Source organism: Thermobifida cellulosilytica TB100 (assembly GCF_001517975.1).
GTDB classification, from domain to species: Bacteria; Actinomycetota; Actinomycetes; order Streptosporangiales; family Streptosporangiaceae; genus Thermobifida; species Thermobifida cellulosilytica.
In genome coordinates this window covers 599294-600470 of record NZ_KQ950181.1, presented here as the reverse complement: position 1 = coordinate 600470, position 1177 = coordinate 599294, and the positions used below count along the sequence as shown (strand labels likewise).

Annotated in this window: 1 pseudogene; it reads left to right on the top strand. The window is 69.3% G+C overall.

The features are described from left to right. A pseudogene (locus AC529_RS08940) lies at positions 1 to 972 on the top strand (ABC transporter permease); the annotation flags it as partial. Positions 973 to 1177 lie beyond the last annotated feature (205 nt).

Below are 1177 nucleotides of genomic sequence, written 5' to 3'. Positions count from 1 at the left end.
CCCCTCCCACCGGGGAGCGCGGGGAGGCCGCGCGCGCCCGCCGGGACCCACAGCCGCGCAGGAAGCCGCTGCGCTCCCGCCTGCGCCAGGACTGGCAGCTGCTGCTGATGACGGTGCCCGCCCTGGGCCTGCTCACGGTCTTCCACTACACCGACCCTGGGCAACGTCATCGCCTTCCAGGACTACTCCCCCTACCGGGGGATCTGGGACAGCCCGTTCATCGGCTTCGACAACTTCTACTGGCTGCTGACCGACCCCGCCTTCTGGGACGCGACCCTCAACACCCTCACCATCACCGCGTTCCAGCTGGTGTTCTACTTCCCCGTGCCCATCGCGCTGGCGATCCTGCTGGACAGCGTGCTCTCCCCGCGGATCCGCATGCTGCTGCAGACCGTGGTCTACATGCCGCACTTCTTCTCCTGGGTGCTGGTCATCACCCTGTTCCAGCAGATCATCGGCGGAGCGGGCCTCATCTCCCAGGTGCTGCGCCAGCACGGCTACGACGGGTTGGACATCATGACCAACCCCGACACGTTCCTGCTGCTGGTCACCGCCGAAGTGGTGTGGAAGGACGCCGGCTGGGGGATGATCGTGTTCCTCGCCGCGCTGGCCGCCATCAACCCCAACCTGTACGAGGCCGCGGCGGTGGACGGGGCCAACCGGTGGCGCCGCCTGTGGCACATCACCCTGCCGGGCCTGCGCCCGGTCATCGTGCTGCTGCTCATCCTGCGCCTGGGCGACGCCCTCAACGTGGGCTTCGAACAGTTCTTCCTGCAACGCGACGCCGTGGGCCAGCAGGCCGCCGAGGTGCTGGACACCTTCATCTACTGGCAGACCCTCGCGGTGGGCGAGTGGAGCTACGGCGCGGCGGCCGGCCTGGTCAAGGGCGTGGTCGGCCTGGCGCTGATCCTGGTGGCCAACAAGGTCGCCCACATGATGGGCGAGAACGGAATCTACCGGCGGACATCATGACGACACCGACACGGCAGCGCCCGGTCTGGGCCGAGACCCCCTCCCTGCCCGCCCCTTCGGGGACCCCAACCGGCCGACAGCCCGGCCACCCGACCACACCCGGGTTCGCCGGGGCTGTCGGCCCCTGCCGGGGGTGCCCTGTGGAGGGGGGCAGGACACCCCGGCCCCCAAGACCCCCAAGACACAGAAGGAGGCAGAGAAGAAG